Source organism: Nocardioides antri, from assembly GCF_008373765.1.
Classification (GTDB): domain Bacteria; phylum Actinomycetota; class Actinomycetes; order Propionibacteriales; family Nocardioidaceae; genus Nocardioides; species Nocardioides antri.
The window spans coordinates 844119-862233 of the sequence record NZ_VUJW01000001.1; the positions used below are offsets into that span (position 1 = coordinate 844119).

Genomic DNA, 18115 nt, shown 5'->3' on the forward strand with positions numbered 1-18115 from the left:
TGGCATGAGCCGCACCTTCCAGGTCACCTTTGACGCCCACGACCCGCGGGCCCTCTCGACGTTCTGGCGCGACGCGCTCGACTACGTCCACCCGCCGCCGCCGGGGGCCGACCTGCCCGAGGGCGCCGACCCGCTGGCGGCGTGGGACGAGTTCCTGGAGCGCGCGGGCGTCCCGGAGGACCGGCGCAACGTGGCATCGGCGATCGAGGACCCGGACGGCGCCGGTCCGCGGGTGTTCTTCCAACAGGTGCCCGAGGACAAGGTCGCGAAGAACCGCGTCCACCTCGACCTGCGGGCAGCGCCGGGCCTGGAGGGCGACGAGCGGATGGCCGCGCTGGAGACCGAGTGCGAACGGCTCGTCGCCCTCGGGGCCAGCCGCGTGCGCCGGTTCGAGCCGGAGCCGCCGATGAGTGCCGGTTTCATCGTGATGGCCGACCCCGAGGGCAATGAGTTCTGCCTCGACTGAGGCCGTGCGCTAGTAGTACGTCCTCCGGGTGCCGCCGATCGGAACGAAGTTCAGAACCAGGCCGACGATGATCAGGATGGCGCCGATGACGGCGAGGAGGTTGATCGAGGCTACGAGCCCGATGATGAGCAGGATGACGCCGAGGATGACCATAACTTGTTACTCCATTCGGTCTCCGGGTGGGGAGAGGGAGATACCCGAATGCGGCCCGGCGATCCTCAGGCCCGGGGGCCCGCCGGCCTCCGGCGACCACTAGGGTCGGTGCCATGAGCTTGTCGAAGCAGCTGTTGAACAAGCAGACCAGGCCCGCCGTGGTGAAGGATCTGGTCGAGGTCGTGCGGCAGGAGGTGGCCGCCAAGAAGGGCGTGAGCGGCACCGCGATCAAGGCCGGATACGCCGGCGCGACCAAGATGATGCCCGACCTCGTCCGCCGCGGCGTGCGCAAGCTGCTCCCCGACTTCGCGCGTGCCCTCGACCCGTTCTGGGACGACTTCGTGGCGTCCGGGAGCCAGGACTTCGGCCAGCACCTCGCTGCCCGCGGCCCGGAGGCGTCCGCGGCCCTGCTCGCCGTCACCGACGCCAAGCTGGAGTCGAGCTCGCGGGACCAGCTGAAGAAGGTCTACCGCGCGCTCCGCGGCAAGGCCGACGGGCACGTTCAGGCGGCCCTGCCGCGCCTCGGTGCCGCGCTGCAGCGGCACGCGTCGCAGGCCTGATCCGACGCCCTGGGGTTGACCTCCGAGGTCATTGCCCGGTTGACGCGGGACGTGTCACCGTCGGGCCCATGAGGATTCGAGAAACCCCCGGAGGCACCCTCGCGACGCTGCTCCAGGGGCTGGCGGTGGGACGGATCGCCCTCGGGGCCGGCTCCGTTGCGGCTCCCCGGTCCCTGGTCCGGGCCTTCGGCGTCCGCGACTCTCCCGAAGCCTGCTACCTGACGAGCGTGTTCGGCGGACGGGCGATCGCGCTCGGCGCGGCCTACCTGATGGCCGCGCCCACCGAGCGGCGGCGACTGCAGCGGCTCTGCCTCGGCGTCGACATGTCCGACACCATCGCCGGAATCGGGGCGCTCGCACGGGGCGAGCAGCCGCGCAGGGCGTTCGCGGCGATGGTGGTGTTGACGGGGACGTATGCCGCGATCGGCGCCGCCCGGCTCCTGACCGACCTGCGTCGCTGACCATCGTCACGGGCTGGTCAGCACGACCAGCTGCTGCGTGGCGCGCGTCATCGCGACGTACCGGTCGACGGCGCCCTCGATGCCCGAGCCGAGCCGATCGGGGTCGACGAGGACGACCAGGTCGAACTCGAGACCCTTCGCGAGCGCGGGGGAGAGGGACCGGACGCGGGGGGTGCCCGGGAGGTCCGGGCTGCCGATCACGCACGCGACGCCCTCGGCGTGCTCCTCGAGCCACCGGTCGAGGATCGAGGACAGCTCGGCCGTCGACCCGTGGTGGACGGGGACGCCCGTGCTGCGCACGGACGTCGGCACGTTCGCGTCCGGGAGGGCGGCGCGGATCTCCGGCTCGGCCTCGGCCATGACCTCCTCGGGCGTCCGGTAGTTGATGCTCAGCGACGCGAGCTTGATCGTGTCGATCCCAACGCGGGTCAGCCGTTGCTCCCACGACTCGGTGAAGCCGTGCCGCGCCTGCGCCCGGTCACCCACGATCGTGAGGCTCCGCGTGGGGCAGCGGCGCAGCAGCATCTGCCACTCGGCGTCGGTCAGCTCCTGGGCCTCGTCCACGACGACGTGCGCGAACGGTCCGGCGAGAAGGTCCGGGTCGACGCTCGGCACGGCAGCGTCGTCGACGAGCGCCGCACGGATGCCGTGCTGGCGCAGCTGCGCGTACATGCCCTCCTCGTCGTGCTGGAGGAGCTCGTCGACGACCTGGTCCATCCGAGCCCGGTCGGCTGCTTCCGCGGCCAGCCGGCGACTCCGCCGGCGGGACGCCTCCGGGTCGCCGAGCCGTTGCCGCGCGGCGTCGAGCAGTGGCAGGTCGGACAGGGTCCAGGCCTGGGGCTCCGCCCGCTGGAGCAGCCTGACCTGCTCGGGGGTGAGCCAGGGTGCGCACATCCGGAGGTACGCCGGGACCTCCCACAGGTCGCCGACGACGTCGGTCGCCTCGAGGAGCGGCCACGCCTTGCCGAACGCCGTGCGGAGCCCATCGTTCTGCGCCAGCGAGCGGCGCACCATGTCCGCGGAGACGTCGTCGTCCGCCTCGTGCTTGTCGACCAGGATCGTGAGCAGCGCTTCCCAGACCTCGTCGCGTGCCTCATTGTGAGGCGTGCCGGGATCGGGGGACTCGAACGCCTCGGCCCAGTCGCTGGCGCTGAGCCAGACGTCCGACCAGAGGGTCTCCACGTCCATCCCCTCGGTCGGTGGCTCCTCGTACAGCCGGACGGCCGGCTCGATCGCCTCGACCATCGCGGCCGACGCCTTCAGGCGTGCCACCTCCGGGTCGGCCTCCTCGGGGAACGCGGCGGCGCCGGGGACCAGGTCGCGCAGGGTGCACGTCTGCACCCCTTCCTCCCCGAGGCTCGGGAGCACGTCCGCGACATAGGCGAGGTAGGGCTGGTGCGGTCCGACGAAGAGGACCCGTCCCCGGCGGTCGCCGAGCCGCGGGTCGGCGTAGAGGAGGTACGCCGCGCGGTGCAGCGCCACGACCGTCTTGCCGGTTCCCGGTCCGCCGTCGACGACGAGCGCGCCGCGGGAGCCGGCGCGGATGATCGCGTCCTGGTCGGCCTGGATCGTGCCGAGGACGTCCCGCATCCGTGGCGAGCGGCTGCTGCCGAGACTGGCGATGAAGGCGGACTGGTCGTCGAGCGCGGCATGGCCCTCCATCCCGTCGGGCGTGAACACCTCGTCCCAGTAGTCGGTGATCCGGCCGTTGGTCCAGCGGTACCGCCGCCGGCTGACGAGACCCATCGGCTCCCCGTGGGTCGCGCCGAAGAAGGGCTCGGCCGCGGGGGAGCGCCAGTCGACCAGGAGGCGCCCGCCGTCCCGGTCGGTGAGGCCGAGCCGGCCGACGTACACCGTCTCGCCGCCGGTGCCGACCATCCGCCCGAGGCAGAGGTCGAGGGTGTAGCGGCGCAGGGTGCGGAGGCGGGCGGTCAGCCGGTGGATCTCGAGATCCCGGTCCATGGCCGCCTGGCCGGTCCCGCCGGCCGCCCTGCGCTCCGCGTCGAGGCGCTCGGACAGCTCGGCGATCGACTGATCCAGGCTCTCCGCGATTGCGGTGAAGTGGAGCTCGTCGCTGGCGATGAGTGCGGGGTCCGCCTTGGCCGATAGGTGCGGCGGAAGGGCGAACGCGTGCGTCGTGACGTGGGTCAAATCATCAGCTCCGGAGCGGGTTTCGCAGGGTGGAGCGGAGATTCTCCGACAGCACGGGGGCCTTGCCGCAAGCCCCCCGGTGCGCTATACGTTGAAAACGGAGGGGCGGTCGTCAGGCCAGCAGGGGTGGATCGAAGCCGGCGCGCCGCACGCACACGCTCGTCGATGTGCGTGCACGTACGACGCGCCGGGCTCGCTCAGGTCGTCAGAGCGACGGGTCGAACGGCTCCGTGCCGAGGACCAGCTGCAGGCCTGCGATGCCGGAGTGCGCCTGCGCGTAGGCCAGCTCGTGGGACAGGTCGCCGATGTTGTTCGAGGCCGGCAGCGGCGCCAGCCCCAGCGTCGACAGGGTGCCCACCGCTCGTCCCGAGGCGTCCAGGAACGCGCTGCCCGAGTCACCGGGAACGCCCGGCGTGACGGTGTAGAGCGGGTGCGTCCAGCCGCCGTCGGCCGGGTCCTGGCCGAGGCTGGTGCCGGTCTTCGGCGAGAGCTGCTCCACACCGAAGCGCAGCCCGGAGTTGCCGTAGCTGTAGACCCGGTCACCAGCGGACGTGCCGGTCGTGTTGATGCCCACCGGACCGCCCCAGAACGGGATCGACGGGTTCACCTTCGCGACGTCGGCCGGGTTGACCTTCACCAGGGCGAAGTCGTTGTAGGCGCAGGTGTTCGCGTCCTTCTCACCGCGGGCCTGCATGGTGTTCCACGACGAGTAGGCGAGCGTGCCGGAGCCGACCTGGGTGCCCGAGCTGAGCAGGCTGCCCCCGCGGTTGAAGGTCACCGCCGTGCCGAGCGGAAGGGTGCCGGCCGTGCAGCCGTTGGTGTCGGTCGCAGCGCCCGTGCCGGAGCAGTGAGCGGCCTGACCGAGGTAGACGTTGCCGGCCGCGTCGGTGAACACGAAGTTGGCGGTGCACTGGCCCGAGCCTTCGGTGTTGGTCTGGACGCCCGGCGTGATGGCGGCCGTCGCGGCAGGCGCCCAGGTGGTCGCACCCTGGGCAGGCGCATGATTGGTCACGGCGAAGCCGGTGGCGACCAGGCTGAGGGCGCCGGCGAGGGCGATCCTTCGGACCCGAGAGAACACGTCGTTGCCTTTCGGTTGGGGGAGAACGGGTACGTGTTCTACAACCTCGCTGCGGCGAAATCGTCACGCCACGCGCAGGAACGGGCGGAAGCGCTCGTCGTCACCTACGTCTCGGCCAACCGTTGAACACTGTAAGTCGAGGCTCGGGTCGAGGGGGATCGTCCGACCCAGGTGGTCGGCTGTCGAGGGGCGAGTGTGCAATGGACACGGACGGTCCCGGCTACATCACCCTCTCGATCGAACGCGTCGGCGACCAGGTCGTCATCGAGTTCGACACCGGCGAGACCCTGGTCCTGGGCCATCACGACGCCCTTCGGTTCGCCGAGTCGCTGCGGCACGTCGCGGCCCGAGGCCCTGACAGCCTCGAGAACATCCATGAGGAGCTCCGTCTGACTCGCTCCACTCGGGACGAGTAGCGAGAGTGGCGGCCAGGCGTCCCTGCACCGCCGATAAGTGACATTATGTCAGATTGCGGATCGGGACGCCCCTCCTCTGTCGGTGGCGCGCCCGGTCAGGCCGGCTGGGGTCCCGTCGTCTCGTCGGGCTCGGAGTCGGTGATCACGTCGACCAGCCGGTCGATGGCGATCTGGGTGTAGGCCTCCTGCAGCGCGGACTGGTCGCTGAAGTCCGTGACACCGATGGTGATCACGTTCTTGCCGATCCGCACGTACGACTGGTGGATCGTCAGGTCGTACTCGCTGCCGGAGGGGTCGGTGAAGGTGCCGGACGTCGTGACGTTGACCTGGTCGTCGGTGGCGTCGCTGACGACGGTGTCGTCGTAGCTGACCGTCATGTCCCAGGTGTTGCCCTCACCGTCGGTGCCGGTGACCGACGTGCAGGTGCTCAGCACCGCGTCGAGGTCCTCGAACGCCTGAGCGACCGCGTTCCCGTCCTGGTACGACGAGGCACCGCTGTTGATCACCGGGACGCCCGAGTCCCCGTAGCTGTACTCGACGTCGTGCTCGGCCACCTCGAGCGGGTCGAGGTTGTCACTGATGGTCTCGATCTCGCCGAAGCAGCCAGGCGCCTCGCTGTCCTCATCGGACTCGACCGGTCCACCGGTCCAGCCGTCACCGACGTTCTCCGGCGTCAGCACGACGACCTCGAGCTGCTCCTGGGTCAGGGCCGGCCCGGAGTCGTCCTCCACGTCGTCGCCACCGTCCTCGCCGGACGGGTCGTCGATGACGTTGCCTTCGGTGTCGACGTAGACGGTCTCCGTCTCCTCGGCGTCGGCGTCTCCCCCGTCGTCGCCGCAGCCGACGGCGAGCAGGGACACGAGGGCGAGACAGCCGGCCGTGGCCAGGACTCGGCGCGGGTGACGGGTGCGGACGTGGTTCACGGGAGACCTCCAGTTGAGCGACACTCCCGGATACTTCCACCGGCCTGCCCCCGACCAACGTCGAACGACGGAAATCGTCCGCAGGAACGAGGCCGGGCCGACGGCGTACCGTGGGCGCATGGCCACGCACGACGAGCACGCCAGTGTCCGCTACCTCGTCGACGACGTCGATGAGGCGGTCGAGTTCTACACCACCCACCTCGGCTTCACGCTGGAGATGAATGCCGGCGGCGCGTTCGCCGACGTCCGGCGCGGGCCGCTGCGGCTGCTGCTCTCCGGCGCCGCCAGCTCGGGGGCGCGGGCGACCCCGCACGACCGCGCCGACTTCCCTGGCCGGAACCGGATCCACCTCGTGGTCGACGACATCGAGGCAGAGGTCGCCCGTCTCGCCGAGGCGGGCCTGATCCTCGTCAGCGACCTGGTCTCCGGTCCCGGCGGCAGCCAGATCCTCGTCGAGGACCCCTCGGGCAACCTCGTGGAGATCTTCCAGCCGGCTGCCCGGCAGGACTGACCGGCAGGACTGACCGGCAGGACTGACCGGCAGGACTGACCGGCAGGACTGATCGGCAGGACTGAACGGAAGGTCGGACGCGGAAGGACGGGCCGGCCGCAGCAGGCTCAGAGCTGCTGCATCGCCGGCAGCACGTCGGCGCAGACCTGCTTCGTCCAGGCGACGGGATCGTCCCCGTGCGGCATCAGGGTGACCAGCTCGATCCCGAGCGCGGCGTACTCCCCCATCAGGGTCACGAAGGCGTCGGGCTCCAGCAACGGGTCGGCGGCGATGATCATCGTCTTCCGGATGGCGTCGTAGTCGCTGCCCACGTCGTCGCAGTGGCGCCGGAGCACCGCCAGCTTGTGCTTCATGGCGTCCGGCGTCTCGCCGAAGATGTTGCACCACTGCGCGTACTGCGCCACGAACCGCAGCGTCTTCCGCTCCCCCGCTCCCCCGATCATGACCGGCGGGTGTGGCTGGGCCACGGGGGGCGGCACGCTGACCGTCTCGGCGAGGCGGAAGTGCTTCCCCTCGTACGCGCCGTCGTCGTCGCCCCACATCTGCAGGCAGATCTGCAGGATCTCCTCGAGGCGCTCGAACCGCTCCGCGGTCGGCGGGAAGGGCACGCCGAGCCCGAGGTGCTCCCGCTCGTACCAGCCCGCGCCGATCCCGAGCAACGCCCGGCCGCCGGAGAGCCGGTCGAGAGTCGAGACCGTCTTGGCCAGCAGGCCCGGGTGCCGATAGGTCCCGCCCGTCACCAGCGCGCTGAGCCGGATCCGCTCGGTCACGGCGGCGACGTACGCCAGCGTCGTGTAGGCCTCGAGCATCGGCGCCGCCGGACCGCCGAGGTTCTCCATCTGGAACCAGTGGTCCATGACGGTGAAGAGCTCCGCTCCCCCGTTCTCGGCGGCGCGAGCCGTCGCGACCAGCTGCTCGGTCAGGCCCGACTCCCAGCCCGGATAGGAGAAGTTCGCGTAGTGCACACCCAGTTCCACGGTGCCACCGTACGCAGGTCCGCAACCGCCGGGTGTCTACGATGCCGGTCATGCGCGCTCGCTCCTTCACCCGTCCTGCCCTCGTGGCGTCAGCCCTCGTCCTGACCCTCGGACTCGCCGCGTGCGGGGAGGAGGAGCCGGAGGGCGCCGCGCGGGACGAGACCTCGCCGTCGGCCACGGAGTCTTCCGACACCACAGAGCCCACCGAGACGGCGACCGTCACGGAGACGACCGCCGGTGGCTCCTGCGAGTACGTCCCCGACGGGAGCGCCGCGGACGCCACCGCGCCGCCCGCCTCCCCGACCGTCGAGGGGACGGTTCCGGTCACGGTGACCACGTCGGTCGGCGACCTGGCGTTCGAGCTCGACGCCGCGCGCACCCCGTGCACCGTGAACTCCTTCGTCTCCCTCGCCGAGCAGGGCTACTTCGACGGCACCACCTGCCACCGCATGACCACCGAGGGCATCTACGTCCTCCAGTGCGGCGACCCGACCGGCACCGGCGCGGGCGGCCCGGGCTACTCCTTCGCCGACGAGCTCGACGGCACCGAGACCTACGGTCCCGGCACCCTGGCGATGGCGAACGCGGGGCCCAACACCAACGGCTCCCAGTTCTTCATCGTGTACGACGACAGCCCGCTGCCGCCGTCGTACACCGTGTTCGGCCAGGTCGACGAGGCGACGGTCGACCTCGTGACCGAGGTCGCGGACGCCGGGACCAACCCGCCGGGCGACGGCACGCCGAAGACCGCCGTCGACATCGAGTCCGTCAGCGTCGGCTGACCCGGCCCCGAGCACATCAGAGCGGCTCAGAGCGGCTCAGAGCGGGAAGGTGACCCCGCTCAGCTTCTCCGAGACCTCCCACAGCCGGCGCGCGAGGTCGGCGTCCTGCGAGGCCTTGCTGCGCCGGGCCGGCGCCGGCCAGCCGTGCAGCTCGAGCCTGCCGTGCGGCCCGATGTAGGTGTCGCCCGGGATGTCCATGGTCGCGGCGTAGACGGTGTTGAGCGCGCCGCGCCAGGCAGGCATGCTCACCAGCCGCTGCCCGTGGTAGCCGATCCAGGTGAGGACGGGGTGGCCGGAGCCGCCGGTGATGTTGGTCGACGACGCGCCGGGGTGGGCGCCGACGGCCCGGACGTCCGACCCGGCCGCGGACAGCCGCCGCTGCAGCTCCGACATGAACAGCAGGTTCGCCAGCTTGGACTGGGAGTAGGCGGCGAACGCCCGGTAGCGGCGCCGCTCCCACGCCAGGTCCTCCAGGTCGAGGTCGCTGCCGCCGCGGTGCTCCCGCGAGCTCGTCACCACCACCCGGTCCCGGATGCGCGGGAGCAGCAGGTTGGTGAGCGCGAAGTGTCCGAGGTGGTTGGTCGCGAAGTGCGTCTCGACGCCGTCGACGGTGAGCCCGAACGGCGCGCCGAGGACTCCTGCGTTGTTGACGAGCACGTCGATGCCGTCGACCTCGTCGAGCAGCGACTCGGCGAACGCGCGGACCGAGGACAGGTCCGACACGTCGAGGCGGCGTACGACGACCCGCCCCGCGTCGTGCCCCGGCACCTGTCGCGCCGCCTCCTCGCCCTTCTCCAGGTTGCGGCACGCCAGCACCAGCGTGGCGCCGCGCGACCCGAGGATCCGGGCCGCGTGGAAGCCGACGCCGCTGTTGGCCCCGGTGATCACGAACCGCCGCCCGGACTGGGGCGGCACAGCAGTCCACGGTCGCATGGCGCACAGGGTTCCACACGCCATGCGACCGTGGTGGGGTTCGCTCGTCAGTGGGCGGTCACTTCACCCGGATGTCGATGAACTTGGCCCCGTCGACCACCAAGTCGAGCTCCTCCGAGACCAGCGACGTGCGGAGCTTCCGCTCACCCCGGCCGATCCGGAAGTCGCTCTCGACCTGGTCGTTGCGGGTGCTGTCCTCGAGCGCGGCGAGCACGTCCTCCAGCGTGTCCGCCTCGAAGATGTCCTCGGAGTAGATCTCGTTGCCGCCGATCGCCGCCATGCTGCCGCGGCTGCCGGCGAGTCGCTTCGGGATGTCGAGCGAGACCGGGACGGTCGTCGTGGCCGTGCCCGAGACCAGCGTGACCCGCAGCCGCAGCGTCCGGCCGGCCTGGATGCTCGCGGCCTTCTTCGTGACGTTGACCCAGCCGGAGCGGCGCTTCTGCTCCACCTTCCGGACCGAGTAGCTGTCGGTCTCCCGGCTGATGTCGCCGATGCTGGCGACCGACGTGATCTCGACGCCGGCCAGCCTGCTCAGGACCCACACCACGTCGGCGAGCCCGTAGGACGCCTCGTAGGCGAGGTCGAAGTTCGCGAGGTAGCGGTCGGAGTAGGTGACGCTGAACGGAGCGCCGGTGGCGTCGGTGCCCTCGATCATCCAGGTCTGGACCTCCGACCCGCGGCCGATCTCGTCGAACACCCGGTCGTGGTTGCCAACCGAGCCGCCGAAGACGATGCCCGCGAGCGACTCCGCCACCAGGACATCGGTCTCACCGACGCGGTGCCGGGTGCCGAAGGTCAGGTCGGAGGTGAACGGGATCGCCTCCGGGACCGGGCCGAGCGCCCCGGAGATCCCGGTCAGCCGGTCGTCGGTGATGGTGCCCGCGAGCTCGCCGATGTTCGCCAGCTTGAACGGCACCCCGAGCGGGTCCTCCTGGATGTAGATGGCGTCCGCCGCGGCGAGGCCGTAACTGGTCGGCCCGGCGAACCGCATCGGGTGGCCGAAGCCGACGAGGCGGCCGTCGCAGACCGACGTCACCGTGCCGACACCTGCCGACGTGACGTCGCCCAGCGAGAGCGCGGCGGCGAGGTTGCCGCCGGCGACCAGCGCGTCCCCGTCGGCGGCCGCCGGGTTCGACCGGCCGATGCCCGTGGCGTTGCGGTTGATGTAGGGCTTGCGGTCGGCGCCTGCCAGGCGGTCGACGTCGACGCCGCTGATGCCCATCGGCACCGGAAGGCGCCGGAAGCCCTGCTCGGCCTGGGAGGTCGTGACCTCGCCGGTCGCGGAGATCGCTCGCGCCTCGGCACGCGTCACCTCGACCTTGGCGGCGAGCGGCGGCGCCAGGTAGTCGTCCATGTCCTCGAACGGCGTCACGCCGGCGACGGGCGTGGTCCCCCACGCCAGTCCGTAGGCGACCGCGCCGATCAGGTCACCGGTCGCGTCGTCGTACACCGGCGACCCGGACATGCCCTGCCAGATGCCGCCCGCGTCGGCGATGGCCGGCGAGTCGAGCCGCATCATGATCATGTCGAGGCCTGGCGCGATGCCGTCCTCGAGGACGCCGAGCACCTCCCCGGTGAAGGGCTCCGGAGTCGTGCCGGAGCTGACGGTCAGCCCGTTGACGGTCTGCCCGTCCGTGAGGTCGGCGACGGGGAACGCCGTCGCGCAATCGGGTGTCGGTGCGGCATGGGCACCGGTGCTGTCTGCCAGCACCGGCGCGAGCGTTGCGAGCCCGAGCGCGAGAGCGGCAGGGCCTATGAGTCGTGACATCAGCGTCGTTCCTCCCAAGAATGGACCGCGCGGGGGTCACGCGGTGTGTGGGTGTGACGCGCCGGTCGACGGAAACGTTGCGTCCGCCCGGAAGATACTTTGCAATTGCGGGTCCTAGGGTGGGTTTCGTGACAACCCGTTGGCGGAGCCTGACCAGGGACGAGGCGGTCCGGCGCAAGGAACAGCTGACGGTGACGTCGTACGACGTCCGGCTGGACCTGACGACCGACGACACGACGTTCGGTTCGGTCACCACCATCCGGTTCGAGGCGGCCGGCGGCGAGACGTTCCTCGACGTCAAGCCGGTCGCGCTGCACCGCGCGACCCTCGACGGGGCCGAGCTCGACCCGGAGGCTCTCGAGCAGGGCCGGCTGCCGCTGACCCTCTCCCCGGGCTCGCACGAGGTCGTCGTCGAGGCGACGATGCCGTTCCGCAACGACGGCGAGGGACTCCACCGCAGCGTCGATCCCGCCGACGGCCGCGCCTACGTCTACGGCATGTCGTTCATGGACGCGGCGCCGACCGTCTTCGCCTGCTTCGACCAGCCCGACCTCAAGGCGTCGTACACTCTGCACGTCACCGCGCCCGGCGACTGGCTGGTCGTCGGCAACGCCCGGGCCGAACAGGTGGCCGGGACCGACGACACCCGGGAGTGGTCGATCGGCCCCACTCCCCCGCTGTCGACGTACTTCGTCACGCTGGTGGCCGGGCCCTACCACCGGCTCGCCGACAAGCACGACGGGATCCGCCTCTCGCTCAGCTCGCGGCAGAGCCTCGCCGCCACCCTCGACCGCGAGGCCGACGAGCTCTTCACGCTGACCGGGCAGAGCTTCGACGAGCTCCACCGGCTGTTCGGGATCCGCTACGCCTTCGGCGACTACCACCAGGCGTTCGTCCCCGAGTTCAACGCCGGCGCGATGGAGAACCCCGGCTGCATCACGATCCGTGACCCGCTCCTGTTCGACCGGCCGAGCACCCGGGCCGAGCGCTCCTACCGCGCCGCGCTGATCGCGCACGAGATGGCGCACCAGTGGTTCGGCAACCTGGTCACCCCGAGGTGGTGGGACGACCTGTGGCTCAACGAGTCGTTCGCCGAGTACATCGGGTACCGGGTGGCCGCGACGTCGACCGCCTACACCGACGCCTGGGTCGACCAGTCCTACGCCCGCCGGGTCTGGGGGCTGGAGGCCGACCAGCGGCCGACCACGCACCCGGTCGCCGGCAACGGCGCCGTCGACGCGCTCGCGGCATTGCAGGACTTCGACGGCATCTCCTACGCGCGGGGGTCGAACGTGCTCCGACAGCTGGCCGAGCGGCTCGGGGACGACGTCTTCCTGGCGGGCGTGCGCGACCACTTCGAGCAGCACCGGTTCGGGAACGCCACCATGCACGACCTGTTCGCGAGCTGGACGAAGGCGGGGGCCGGCGAGCTCGACGGGTTCATCAAGGACTGGCTCCTCACGCCCGGCCCCGACCTCCTGGCGCTCGACCGCGCCGCTTCCGTCGTACGACGCACGCCGCCGGCCGCCTTCCCCTCCGACCGCCGGCACCGGCTGACGGTCGCGACGCACGGTCCGGACGGATGGACGCGGACGCCGCTGGAGCTGGCGGGCGACACGACCCTGCTGGAGCTGGGCGACCCCGCCGCTCCGGTGGTCCTGGACGCCGACGAGTCCACCTGGGTGGTGGCTCCGCCCGACCCGGTCACGATGGCCGCGCTGCCGCGGCTGGCGCCGACCCTCGACCCGCAGCTGCGGGCGACGACGTGGAACAGCGTGCGCATGGGGTTCTCCAACGCGCTCGTCGATCCGGCAGCGGTGGCGGACCTGCTGGCTGTCGCACCCCCGATCGAGGACACCGACGACAGCGCCCGGCACCTGATGCCCTGGGTGCTGGACACGGTCGTCCCGCTGGCTCCCCCGGGGACGCTCGACCGCCTCCACTGCGGCCTGGCGGCGGCGGTGGAGCGCACCGAACCCGGGTCGGAGCTGCGCCTGTCGGCGTTCCGGTCGCTGGTGGCGACCAGCTCCGACCCCGACGCGCTCGGCAGGTGGGCGGCCGGCGAGGAGATTCCCGAGGGGGTGGACCTCGACGACGACCTCGGCTGGCGGGTCCGGACGCGCCAGGCCGAGCTCGGTGCGGTGAGCAGGGCGGACCTCGATGCCGCTCTCGACGAGGCGCCCACTGGCCATGCCCTGGTGGCGCACGCCCGAGCCGTCTCCTCGCTGCCCATCGAGGAGGGCAAGGAGTTCGCCTGGGACCGCCTGCTCGGACGGGTGTCGGTCGCGATGTACGAGATCGAGGGCGCCGGCGCCGGTCTGTGGCGCCCGGGTCAGCAGGCCGTGACCGAGCCGTACGTCGCGTCGTACTTCGAGAGCCTGCCGGCCGTCGTGGCGCACCACCAGGGCTGGGTCCAGGCGGTGGCCGTGGAAGCGTTCTTCCCCATCACCCACCTCGACGACGAGACGGTGGCGCAGGCCCGGGCCGCCCTCGACCTCGACCTGCCGCCGGCCGCGCTGCGCCGGCTGCGTGACCGCGTCGACGAGCTGGAACGAAGGCGCGCGGTGGCCGTGGCGTTCCCCGTTTGAGTCGGGCCCTGCTGATTGACTGGCTCCATCATGGAAACCATCGGTCTGCTGCTCATCGGACTGGTCCTCGGCGGGGCCATCGGCTGGCTCGTCCGCGCCCGGATGACCCCGGCGCCGGCAGCGCCGGTCGAGGACCCGGCCGTGCTCGCCGCCCGCCACGAGGCACAGCTGCTGCAGGTGCGCCACGAGGCGGCGGAGGCGGCCGCGGCCGTCCGTGCCGACCTGGCCGCCGCGCTCGCCTCCGAGGAGGCGCTGCGCCAGGCCCTCGAGGACGCCCGCGAGCAGCACCGTGAGCTCGTCGCCGCCCAGCGCGCCCAGCAGCAGGAGCGCGAGCGGGGCGAGTCCGGCCAGACCCAGGTGCTCAAGACGCTGACCCCGGTGGTCGAGCACCTGCGCTCCATGCAGCGCAAGGTCGACGAGCTCGAGAAGTCCCGGGTCGCCCAGCACACCGAGCTCGCCACCCAGATCCGGCACACCCAGCGGTCCGTGGAGGAGTCGCGCAAGGCCGCCGACACGCTGGCCTCGGTGCTCAAGAACAACGCGGTCCGCGGGGCATGGGGCGAGACGCAGCTGCGCACCCTCGTGGAGAGCGCGGGGCTGCTCAACCGCGTCGACTTCGACCTGCAGCACACCGTCGAGGCCGACTCCGGTGACCGCCGTCCCGACATGGTGATCACCCTGCCCGGCGGCAAGCAGATGGCGATCGACGCCAAGGCCCCCTACAACTCCTTCATGGACGCCCACCGGGAGGGCATCGACCCGGAGGCGCGCCAGCGACTGCTGGTCGACCACGCCAAGAAGGTGCGCGGCCACGTCGACGCGCTCTCGCGCAAGGGCTACTGGACCGGGCTCACGGTCAGCCCGGAGTTCACCGTCGCGTTCATCCCCAACGAGCAGCTGCTCAACGCCGCGCTCGACGTCGACCCCTCCCTCATGGAGCACGCGTTCCAGCAGGGCATCGTGCTGGCGACGCCGACCAACCTGTGGAGCATGCTCAAGACGGTCGCCTTCACGTGGAAGCAGGAGGCGCTGACCGAGGACGCGCAGGCGCTCTTCGACCTCGGCCAGGTGCTCTACCGGCGCATCGTGAAGCTCGCCGACCACGTCGACAAGCTCGGCCGCTCGATCCAGCGCAGCGTCAAGGACTACAACGCGTTCACCGGCTCGCTCGAGCGGTCCGTGCTTCCCGCCGCCCGCAAGCTCAACGCCGCCGAGCCGCTGACCGCTCAGATCCCCGCGCCGGCGCCGATCGAGGAGGCGCCTCGCTCGCTGACCAGCGGCGACTTCGAGGCGATCGCCGATCTCGAGCGCGACGAGCTCCCCCACCTGTTCAGCGCGGTCGACCTCGACACCGGTGCGGTCGACGCGGAGATCGTCGAGGACGACCGCGACGCCGGTTGACGGCCCCGTTGTAGTTTCGGGCCATGCCCGGGATCGACAGCACGTTCCTCGCTCTCCCCTACCGACGCCTCGGCGACGTCGCCCTGGCCCGGGCGGCCGACCTCGGGGCGAGCCACGCCGACTTCCGGTTCGAGCGGATCCGCTCGCAACGGATCCTCGTCCGCGACGGTTCGCTCCAGGGTGCGGCCGACGCCGACTCCGTCGGGTTCGCCGTGCGGGTCGTGCACGGCGGTGCCTGGGGCTTCGCGTCCGGAGTGGTGCTGACCGACGACGAGGCCCGGCGCGTCGCGGAGACCGCCGTCTCGGTGGCCCGGGTGGCGGCCGCGATGACCACCACGGCGGTCGAGCTGGCACCCGAGCCGGTCTACGACGACGTGACCTGGGTGTCGTCGTACGAGGTCGACCCGTTCGGCGTACCGACCGCTGACAAGACCGCGGTGCTGGCCGACTGGACCGTCCGCCTCTGCCGCGGCGCGGCGGTCGACCACGCGACCGCGTCGCTGCTCGCCGTTCAGGAGAACAAGTACTACGCCGACCTGGCCGGCACCCGCACGACCCAGCAGCGTGTGCGGCTGCAGCCCGGCTTCGAGGCGATGGGCGGCACGTCCGCGGTGTTCGACTCGATGGCGAGCATCGCGCCGCCGGTCGGCCGCGGCTGGGAGTACGTCGTCGGTGGCACGCCCGGCACGGCATGGGACTGGGACGCCGAGCTCGACGAGGTCCCCGACCTGCTGGCCGACAAGCTCAAGGCGCCCAGCGTCGAGGCCGGCCGCTACGACCTGGTGATCCACCCGTCGAACCTGTGGCTGACCATCCACGAGTCCATCGGCCACGCCACCGAGCTGGACCGGGCGCTCGGCTACGAGGCCAACTACGCCGGCACCAGCTTCGCGACGCCCGACCAGGTCGGCCGGCTCCGCTACGGCAGCCCGGTCATGCACGTCACCGGCGACCGCACGATCGAGCACGGGCTCGCCACGATTGGCTACGACGACGACGGCGTGGCCACCCAGGAGTGGGACATCGTGCGCGACGGGGTCCTGGTCGGCTTCCAGCTCGACCGGCCGATGGCGGCGCTGATGCCCGAGCTCAACGGCGGCCGGTCGAACGGCTGCGCCTACGCCGACTCCCCCGGCCACATCCCGATCCAGCGGATGGCCAACGTCTCGCTCCAGCCGGCCGCCGACGGCCCGAGCACCGAGGAGCTGGTCGGCCGCGTCGAGCGCGGGCTCTACGTCGTCGGCGACAAGTCCTGGTCGATCGACATGCAGCGGTTCAACTTCCAGTTCACCGGCCAGCGGTTCTTCCGGATCGTCGACGGGGAGCTGGCCGGCCAGGTCCGCGACGTCGCCTACCAGGCGACGACCACCGAGTTCTGGGGCTCGATGGAGGCGGTCGGCGGGCCTGACACCTGGCGCCTGGGGGGCGCGTTCAACTGCGGCAAGGCCCAACCGGGGCAGGTCGCCGCCGTCAGCCACGGCTCTCCCACCGCCCTGTTCCGGGACGTACGGATCCTCAACACCACCGAGGAGGGCGGCCAGTGAGCTCGCCGAGCCCGCAGGACCTGGTCGAGCACGCGCTGGCGGCCTCCACCGCCGACGACTGCCTCGTCATCGTCCGCGACACCACCAGCGCCAACCTGCGCTGGGCCAACAACACCCTCACCACCAACGGCCAGATGAGCCGGCGCACCGCGACCGTGGTGTCGTTCGTCGCCGCGGGGGACGGCGTCGCCGCGGCCTCCACGAGCGGGAGCGCCACCACCGCCGACGAGATCGCCGAGATCGCCCGGGCCGCCGACGCTGCCGCCCGGACTGCCGAGCCCGCGGAGGACGCCAACCCTCTCGTCCGCGACCGCACCTCCGCCGACTGGGACGAGCCGCCGGTGCCGACCGACATCACCGTCTACGACACGGTCGCGCCCGCCCTCGGCGAGGCGTTCGGCCGCGCCGGCGGCGCGGGGCGGCTGCTCTACGGCTTCGTCGACCACGCGGTGACCACGACCTACCTGGGCTCCACCACCGGGCTGCGGCTGCGTCACGCCCAGCCGAGCGGCCACTTCGCGTGCACGGCCAAGAGCGCCGACCTCGCCACCAGCGCATGGGTGGCGGCGGCGACCAACGACTTCTCCGACATCGACCCGCTGGCCTACGACGAGGAGCTCGCCCGGCGTCTCGGCTGGGCGGAGCGACGGGTGGACCTGCCGGCCGGCCGCTACGACACGATCCTGCCGCCGACGGCCCTCGCCGACCTCATGATCGACACCTACTGGTACGCCGGTGCCCGCGACGCCTGGGAGGGACAGTCGGTCTACAGCCAGCGTCCGACCGGCACCCGGATCGGGCAGCGCATCACGGCGCCGGGCGTCCACCTCTCCTCCGACCCGGGCCGCGACGGCATCGCGTGCGCGCCCTTCGCCGTCGTCGGCGCGTCGGACTCGGAGAGCTCGGTGTTCGACAACGGGCTCCCGCTCACGCGCACCGACTGGATCCGCGACGGCGAGCTGTCCGCACTCGTCCAGACCCGGCACACCGCCACGATGACCCAGCAGCCGGCGACGCCGTACGTCGACAACCTCGTGCTCGAGATCGACACGGGCACCGGCACGATCGACGACCTCGTCGCCGGCACCGAGCGCGGCCTGCTGCTCACCTCGCTGTGGTACATCCGGGTGGTCGACCCGCAGAGCCTGTTGCTGACCGGCCTCACCCGCGACGGTGTCTACCTCGTCGAGAACGGCGAGATCACCGGCGCCGTCAACAACTTCCGCTGGAACGAGAGCCCGATCGACCTGCTCGGCCGGTTCACCCACGCCTCGGAGACGACCCGCAGCTTCAGCCGCGAGTGGGGCGCCGACTACTTCCCGCGGACGGCCACGCCGGCGCTGCGGGTCCCGGACTTCAACATGTCGAGCGTCTCCCAGGCGATGTAGGACGCCGCCCGGTCG

17 protein-coding genes are annotated in these 18115 nt (G+C 71.6%); 10 read left to right on the forward strand and 7 right to left on the reverse strand.

Annotated elements, in window-relative coordinates:
* The first annotated feature begins 4 nt into the window (after positions 1-4).
* Complete coding sequence (locus tag F0U47_RS04140) at positions 5-466, forward strand: VOC family protein (protein ID WP_149749004.1); 462 nt, start codon at positions 5-7, stop codon at positions 464-466.
* A 9-nt stretch (positions 467-475) separates the two neighbouring features.
* On the opposite strand, the gene F0U47_RS20980 is transcribed toward F0U47_RS04140, so the two are convergent.
* A complete protein-coding gene (locus F0U47_RS20980; protein ID WP_188111150.1) occupies positions 476-619 on the reverse strand; it encodes a hypothetical protein in 144 nt (47 codons plus the stop codon).
* A 113-nt stretch (positions 620-732) separates the two neighbouring features.
* Between F0U47_RS20980 and F0U47_RS04145 the strand changes: the two genes are divergently transcribed.
* Positions 733-1179, forward strand: coding sequence for a DUF6918 family protein (locus F0U47_RS04145; RefSeq protein WP_149749005.1), 447 nt, complete (start codon positions 733-735; stop codon positions 1177-1179).
* Positions 1180-1247: 68 nt separating this feature from the next.
* Positions 1248-1640, forward strand: a complete 393-nt coding sequence (locus tag F0U47_RS04150) for a hypothetical protein (protein WP_149749006.1) — start codon at positions 1248-1250, stop codon at positions 1638-1640.
* 6 nt (positions 1641-1646) lie between these two features.
* Here F0U47_RS04150 and helR read toward each other — a convergent pair whose 3' ends face one another.
* Both helR and F0U47_RS04160 read right to left on the reverse strand, forming a co-directional pair.
* Complete coding sequence (gene helR, locus F0U47_RS04155) at positions 1647-3791, reverse strand: RNA polymerase recycling motor ATPase HelR (RefSeq protein ID WP_149749007.1); 2145 nt, start codon at positions 3789-3791, stop codon at positions 1647-1649.
* A gap of 205 nt (positions 3792-3996) precedes the next feature.
* Positions 3997-4869 (reverse strand): chymotrypsin family serine protease, encoded by an 873-nt coding sequence (locus tag F0U47_RS04160; RefSeq protein ID WP_149749008.1) that lies wholly within the window; start codon positions 4867-4869, stop codon positions 3997-3999.
* A 200-nt stretch (positions 4870-5069) separates the two neighbouring features.
* On the opposite strand from F0U47_RS04160, the gene F0U47_RS04165 reads away from it, so the two are divergent.
* The gene (locus F0U47_RS04165; protein WP_149749009.1) at positions 5070-5285 is read left to right on the forward strand and encodes a hypothetical protein; all 216 of its coding nucleotides are present in this window, start codon (positions 5070-5072) and stop codon (positions 5283-5285) included.
* Positions 5286-5380: 95 nt separating this feature from the next.
* On the opposite strand, the gene F0U47_RS04170 is transcribed toward F0U47_RS04165, so the two are convergent.
* Positions 5381-6208, reverse strand: a complete 828-nt coding sequence (locus F0U47_RS04170; RefSeq protein ID WP_149749010.1) for a hypothetical protein — start codon at positions 6206-6208, stop codon at positions 5381-5383.
* 118 nt (positions 6209-6326) lie between these two features.
* On the opposite strand from F0U47_RS04170, the gene F0U47_RS04175 reads away from it, so the two are divergent.
* The gene (locus tag F0U47_RS04175) at positions 6327-6719 is read left to right on the forward strand and encodes a VOC family protein (RefSeq protein ID WP_149749011.1); all 393 of its coding nucleotides are present in this window, start codon (positions 6327-6329) and stop codon (positions 6717-6719) included.
* A gap of 107 nt (positions 6720-6826) precedes the next feature.
* Here the strand turns inward: F0U47_RS04175 and F0U47_RS04180 are convergent, their stop codons facing one another.
* A complete protein-coding gene (locus tag F0U47_RS04180) occupies positions 6827-7696 on the reverse strand; it encodes an LLM class F420-dependent oxidoreductase (RefSeq protein WP_149749012.1) in 870 nt (289 codons plus the stop codon).
* A gap of 50 nt (positions 7697-7746) precedes the next feature.
* On the opposite strand from F0U47_RS04180, the gene F0U47_RS04185 reads away from it, so the two are divergent.
* A complete protein-coding gene (locus F0U47_RS04185; protein ID WP_223162632.1) occupies positions 7747-8478 on the forward strand; it encodes a peptidylprolyl isomerase in 732 nt (243 codons plus the stop codon).
* Positions 8479-8514: 36 nt separating this feature from the next.
* On the opposite strand, the gene F0U47_RS04190 is transcribed toward F0U47_RS04185, so the two are convergent.
* Complete coding sequence (locus F0U47_RS04190; protein ID WP_149749014.1) at positions 8515-9411, reverse strand: oxidoreductase; 897 nt, start codon at positions 9409-9411, stop codon at positions 8515-8517.
* A gap of 58 nt (positions 9412-9469) precedes the next feature.
* The gene (locus F0U47_RS04195) at positions 9470-11179 is read right to left on the reverse strand and encodes a SpoIVB peptidase S55 domain-containing protein (RefSeq protein ID WP_149749015.1); all 1710 of its coding nucleotides are present in this window, start codon (positions 11177-11179) and stop codon (positions 9470-9472) included.
* Between the two features lie 128 nt (positions 11180-11307).
* Here F0U47_RS04195 and pepN point away from each other — a divergent pair, with 128 nt between their 5' ends.
* From pepN to F0U47_RS04215, 4 genes are read left to right on the forward strand one after another with little or no spacing between them, the layout of a single operon-like run.
* Positions 11308-13767, forward strand: a complete 2460-nt coding sequence (pepN, locus tag F0U47_RS04200) for an aminopeptidase N (protein ID WP_149749016.1) — start codon at positions 11308-11310, stop codon at positions 13765-13767.
* Positions 13768-13797: 30 nt separating this feature from the next.
* Positions 13798-15168 (forward strand): DNA recombination protein RmuC, encoded by a 1371-nt coding sequence (locus F0U47_RS04205; RefSeq protein ID WP_149749017.1) that lies wholly within the window; start codon positions 13798-13800, stop codon positions 15166-15168.
* A gap of 23 nt (positions 15169-15191) precedes the next feature.
* Positions 15192-16712, forward strand: a complete 1521-nt coding sequence (locus tag F0U47_RS04210) for a TldD/PmbA family protein (protein WP_149749018.1) — start codon at positions 15192-15194, stop codon at positions 16710-16712.
* Positions 16709-18100, forward strand: coding sequence for a metallopeptidase TldD-related protein (locus F0U47_RS04215; protein WP_149749019.1), 1392 nt, complete (start codon positions 16709-16711; stop codon positions 18098-18100). Before F0U47_RS04210 ends, F0U47_RS04215 begins: the two co-directional genes overlap by 4 nt.
* Positions 18101-18115 lie beyond the last annotated feature (15 nt).